Annotated in this window: 5 protein-coding genes; 4 read left to right on the top strand and 1 reads right to left on the bottom strand. The window is 39.9% G+C overall.

All coding sequences use genetic code 11. The annotated features are described in order from the left end of the window. Nucleotides 1-475: 475 nt before the first annotated feature. On the bottom strand, nt 476-1,849 hold the full coding sequence (locus HMPREF0373_RS07145; protein ID WP_021739004.1) for an NAD(P)/FAD-dependent oxidoreductase: 1,374 nt from the start codon (nt 1,847-1,849) through the stop codon (nt 476-478). 297 nt (nt 1,850-2,146) lie between these two features. On the opposite strand from HMPREF0373_RS07145, the gene HMPREF0373_RS17745 reads away from it, so the two are divergent. The 4 genes from HMPREF0373_RS17745 to HMPREF0373_RS07160 all read left to right on the top strand — a co-directional run bounded on the left by HMPREF0373_RS17745 (nt 2,147) and on the right by HMPREF0373_RS07160 (nt 4,426). Further along, a complete protein-coding gene (locus tag HMPREF0373_RS17745; RefSeq protein ID WP_207638148.1) occupies nt 2,147-2,293 on the top strand; it encodes a LacI family DNA-binding transcriptional regulator in 147 nt (48 codons plus the stop codon). Further along, entirely contained in the window at nt 2,287-2,937 is a 651-nt protein-coding gene (locus HMPREF0373_RS17620) for an alpha-amylase family glycosyl hydrolase (protein ID WP_167618648.1), read from the top strand. The genes HMPREF0373_RS17745 and HMPREF0373_RS17620 overlap by 7 nt, the downstream gene beginning before the upstream one ends. Continuing rightward, the gene (locus tag HMPREF0373_RS07155) at nt 2,924-3,781 is read left to right on the top strand and encodes a Cof-type HAD-IIB family hydrolase (protein ID WP_049946817.1); all 858 of its coding nucleotides are present in this window, start codon (nt 2,924-2,926) and stop codon (nt 3,779-3,781) included. Before HMPREF0373_RS17620 ends, HMPREF0373_RS07155 begins: the two co-directional genes overlap by 14 nt. Before the next feature lie 198 nt (nt 3,782-3,979). Then, nucleotides 3,980-4,426, top strand: a complete 447-nt coding sequence (locus HMPREF0373_RS07160; protein WP_021739007.1) for a hypothetical protein — start codon at nt 3,980-3,982, stop codon at nt 4,424-4,426. Nucleotides 4,427-4,559: the final 133 nt, after the last annotated feature.

A 4,559-nucleotide genomic window follows, 5' to 3' on the forward strand; every position in this document is an offset into this window, starting at 1 on the left:
TGGTTCTGTATGAAGTTTTGAAGGTATATATCATATAAATAAAAAATGCTGTATTGACAATTTGGTCGATACAGCATTTTTTGTGCTACCAAATTGGTATAATGCAAAATTTTTGGAAGCTGGGGTTGCCCAAAAACAGATTCATCTCAGTCTGAGTTGAGACTCCCACTTCTGCAAGTGGTGAGTAATAACAAGTCTTTCTCAGTGGGAGTACAATCTCCGACTGAGATAAACGCTCCGCGAGGATGTGCAGTGATTCTGAGAAGAATATGTCAGCTTTCGCTGACCAGATTCACGCACCAAGTCTCACGTGCGTTCGACTTGAACACTATTGATTTTCTTTTGGAAAAATGTTCTGATAGATTGATAATAAAGAAAAAGAGAATTGGATTGATAGAATGACAATGAAAAAGCGTTGTATGTTGAGTTTCTCATACAGCGCTTTTTATCTTTTTTATTCTTAATTCTATTTATTCTACAACTGTTCGCAGATATGTCTGGCAACATATACACCGCTGGCAGATGCATGAGACAGGGAATGTGTCACACCGCTGCCGTCACCGATGATGTAGAGTCCTTTGTGGCAGCTTTCCAGATTTTCATCCAGTTCCACTTCCATATTGTAGAATTTTACCTCAACGCCGTACAGCAAAGTATCATCATTTGCAGTACCCGGAGCAATTTTATCCAATGCATAGATCATTTCGATAATACCATCCAAAATACGTTTCGGAAGTACCAGACTTAAGTCACCCGGTGTAGCGGAGAGGGTAGGACGAACCAGACCTTCTTCAATACGTTTTACAGTACTGCGTCGTCCGCGGACTAAGTCGCCAAAACGCTGTACAATGACACCGCCACCCAACATGTTGGACAGTCTTGCAATGCTCTCACCGTATCCGTTACTGTCTTTGAACGGTTCAGAGAAGTGTTTTGCAACCAGAAGAGCAAAGTTTGTATTTTCAGTCTGCTGTGCCGGATCTTCGTAGCTGTGTCCATTTACAGTAACGATACCGTTTGTATTCTCATTTACAACAATTCCATATGGATTCATGCAGAAGGTACGCACGTTATCCTCGAATTTTTCTGTACGATATACAATTTTGCTTTCATACAACTCATCTGTCAGATCAGAGAAAATAACAGCCGGAAGTTCTACGCGTACACCAAGGTCTACGCGGTTTGAATTTGTCGGGATCTCAAGATCCTTACAGATGCTCTCCATCCATTTGCTGCCGATGCGTCCGACAGAAACAACACACTTAGTACAGTCAGCAAATGTATCATGATAGTGGATACGATAGTTATTATCTCCCAGACGTTCAATTTTGGTTACCGGTGTCTGGAAGTAAAAATCAATCTGATCTTTTAACTCATTATACAGATTTTCTAAAACAACATAATTGATATCGGTACCCAGATGACGAACGGATGCATCCAGAAGTTTTAATTTATTTTGCATGCAGATCTTTTTGAAATGTGTTCCTGCAGTAGAGTACAGTTTCGTTTCAGCACCGCCATGTGTCATGTTGATCTCATCTACATAACGCATCAGATCCAGGGCTTCTTCTTTTCCGATATATTCGTATAATGTGCCGCCAAAGTCATTTGTAATATTGTATTTTCCATCAGAAAATGCTCCGGCACCGCCGAATCCGCTCATGATCGCACAAGTCGGACATTTGATACAGGATGGAACTTTTTTGCCGTCAATCGGGCAATGACGTTTTTTTAACGGGTAGCCTTCCTCGAAAACAGCAATCTTTAAATTTTTATTCTGGTGAATCAGTTCATAAGCGGAAAAAATACCGCCAGGACCGGCACCAATGATCACAACATCATATTTCATAGTGAAATAACCTCCAATAGTAAAATTTCAAGTTGAACGCATGTGAGACTTGGTGCGTGATTCTGATTAGCGTAAGCTGATATATTCCATTCAGAATCACTGCACATCCTGCAAAGCGTTTATCTCAGTTGGATATGAAATTCCGACTGAGACAAAAAATGCAGTGCTACATACTACAACAAAGACAAGAGTGAAAATAGAGTTTCACTTTGAATTTTATGTAACTGGCACTGCTTATAGTTACTATTTATTCTATCGCGGAAATATCTAGCATGTCAATAAAAATTATGTGAAAAATTGGCAACGATATCAGATGTAGCAAAGCTTGCCGGAATGTCTGTTTCTACTGTTTCAAGGGTCATTAATAATAAGCCTCATGTCTTAGCATGCACCATGCAGATGGAATCATTCTTTGTTCGATTGAAAATGAATGGGAAATGTTAAAATCCTATTTAAGCTATGGTAAGTTGATCGCATGCAATGAGTATAATGAAGATCAGAGTGTTTCCATGATTCGGGCAAAGCAGTATGAAGGCTTTTATAAAGCAACGGAATATCTGTTAAGCAAGGAAAAACGCGGCATTGCCTACTGCACCGGAAGAAAAGGTTTTTCTACAAAAGACACATTGGAACTTCTGCGTCTGAAATCCCGTGATAATGCAAGAACTCCGATGCAGTGGAGTACGGAAAAAAATGCCGGATTCTCTGAAGCAGAGCCGTGGATCGCGGTAAATGACAACTACAAAACAATCAATGCAGAGGCATCTGTCAAAGATCCAAAATCCGTTTTTTCTTATTATAAGAAGTTAGTACAGCTGCGCCATGAAGTACCTGTAATTACAGATGGTGTATACAAACTTCTGGACGCGGACAACGAAAAGGTATATACTTATCTCCGAAAAAATGAAGATGAGACATTACTGGTCATCTGTAATTTTACAAAAGAGACCATCGTTTATCCGGTGGGAGATTTTGTAGAAGCATCTCAGGGAACATTGTTCATCTCCAATTATGATGATGCACCGCAGCAGTATGCGGATGCAATCGAACTAAAACCATACGGAGCATATGTATATGAAATCAAATAACAAAATCAAACTTCTGGCACTGGATGTAGATGGAACGCTTTTTGATAACACAGGACACATTCCGGAGCAAAATATCAAAGCAATCAAAAAAGCACAGGAAGCAGGCGTAACTGTGGTAGTGGCTTCCGGCAGAGATTATGACGGAGTGCCGCATGATCAGTTAAAAGAGGTAGCAATGCCATATCTGATTACCACAAACGGAGCAGCCGTTTATCGGACCGCAGACAGAACCTGTCTGGATGAACATTGCCTGCCGGTAGAAAAGCTGCTTTCTATTTTTGAATATATACTTGATAGAGAAGTATATGTGACTGTGTTTATCGACGGACATAACTATACCCCGGTGCAGGTGTATGATTATGTGTGGAGACTCGGACTCCCGGAGCATATCGTAGGTCATTTCCTGGAAGGGCGTCATGAACTTCCGGATCTGCTTGCTTATGCAAAAAGCGGTAACGCCAAGATCCAGAAAGTAACGCTGAATTTTATACCGGCATCCGATGGTACTTTTTTACATCGTGATGAGATTTGGGATATGCTGACTGCCTGCCCGGATATTTGTGTGGTAGACGGCGGGTTCCATAATATTGAGTTCACAGCAGCAAATGTCAATAAAGGGCTGGGGCTTCATTTTCTGGCAAAAGAACTTGGTATTTCCATGGAAGAGACCATGGCAGTAGGCGACAGTGGAAATGATGCGGAAATGCTTAAGGCTGCAGGGCTTGGTGTTGCTATGGGAAATGCATCAAAGGCAATCAAAGATATTTCAGATGTTGTAACACTTACAAACGAAGAATGTGGCGTGGCACATGCCATTGAAACCTATATTCTGAACGCAGAGTAAATAAAATGTTTATAGTCGTAAAAAAGTAGTATATAAAAAGAATAAAATATTGTAGAATGAAGAGGTGAAAGCAATTTCATCTCTTTTTCTAATATACTTTTTGAAAGAGATAGAAAAAGGTATGCATATGGACGGTTATCAATTATCCATTTAATAATAGTTTGTTTTCACGACATATAACTGATAGGAGGACTTGTGATGACAACAGAAGAATTACAGGAGCAGGGAGCAATTTATTTTGATAAAATTACGGATGGGTTCAGGGATTACAAAGATGTCAAACTGGTGATGGATGAAAAACGTGCACTGGCGCATTTTAAAAATCTGAAGAAGGAATATGGAAATAATAATGCCTTTGCCGATTTCTATTATTACAGACTCGATATGGATTCCCGTGAGATGGTCGATGAAGTTCTTACAGATGCAGAGAAGACATATCTGAATTTAATGATGCCGGAAGATCTGGACCAGGACATTATCTTCCCATTGGATGATAAACTTTTAAAAATTATAGTAAAATTAAATGCAGAGGAAATGTTATTTTCTACAATCTATTTTCTGCCGAGTGGAAAAGCAGATGGAAGAGGACGGACAACATGGTGGGGAAACTATGAGAAGGAATATATCTGCTTCTGCGATAAATAAGAATTGTGCAAATAATTTGCACAATTCACGCAATAACGATAAAAAACGGGAGATGACCTACTTCAGAAAAAGCGGCCAAAATGTATTGACTTCTGCCGTGGGCAGTGCTATTATAAGCAAGCTGTCGCTGATG

The sequence above is a fragment of the Eubacterium ramulus ATCC 29099 genome, from assembly GCF_000469345.1.
Taxonomy (GTDB): Bacteria; Bacillota; Clostridia; order Lachnospirales; family Lachnospiraceae; genus Eubacterium_I; species Eubacterium_I ramulus.

What these genes read in the sequence shown, in the direction of transcription:
- HMPREF0373_RS07145 (WP_021739004.1), bottom strand. Translation starts at nt 1,849, where the DNA reads ATGAAATATGATGTTGTGATCATTGGTGCCGGTCCTGGCGGTATTTTT.
- HMPREF0373_RS17620 (WP_167618648.1), top strand. Translation starts at nt 2,287, where the DNA reads ATGTTAAAATCCTATTTAAGCTATGGTAAGTTGATCGCATGCAATGAG.
- HMPREF0373_RS07155 (WP_049946817.1), top strand. Translation starts at nt 2,924, where the DNA reads ATGAAATCAAATAACAAAATCAAACTTCTGGCACTGGATGTAGATGGA.
- HMPREF0373_RS07160 (WP_021739007.1), top strand. Translation starts at nt 3,980, where the DNA reads ATGACAACAGAAGAATTACAGGAGCAGGGAGCAATTTATTTTGATAAA.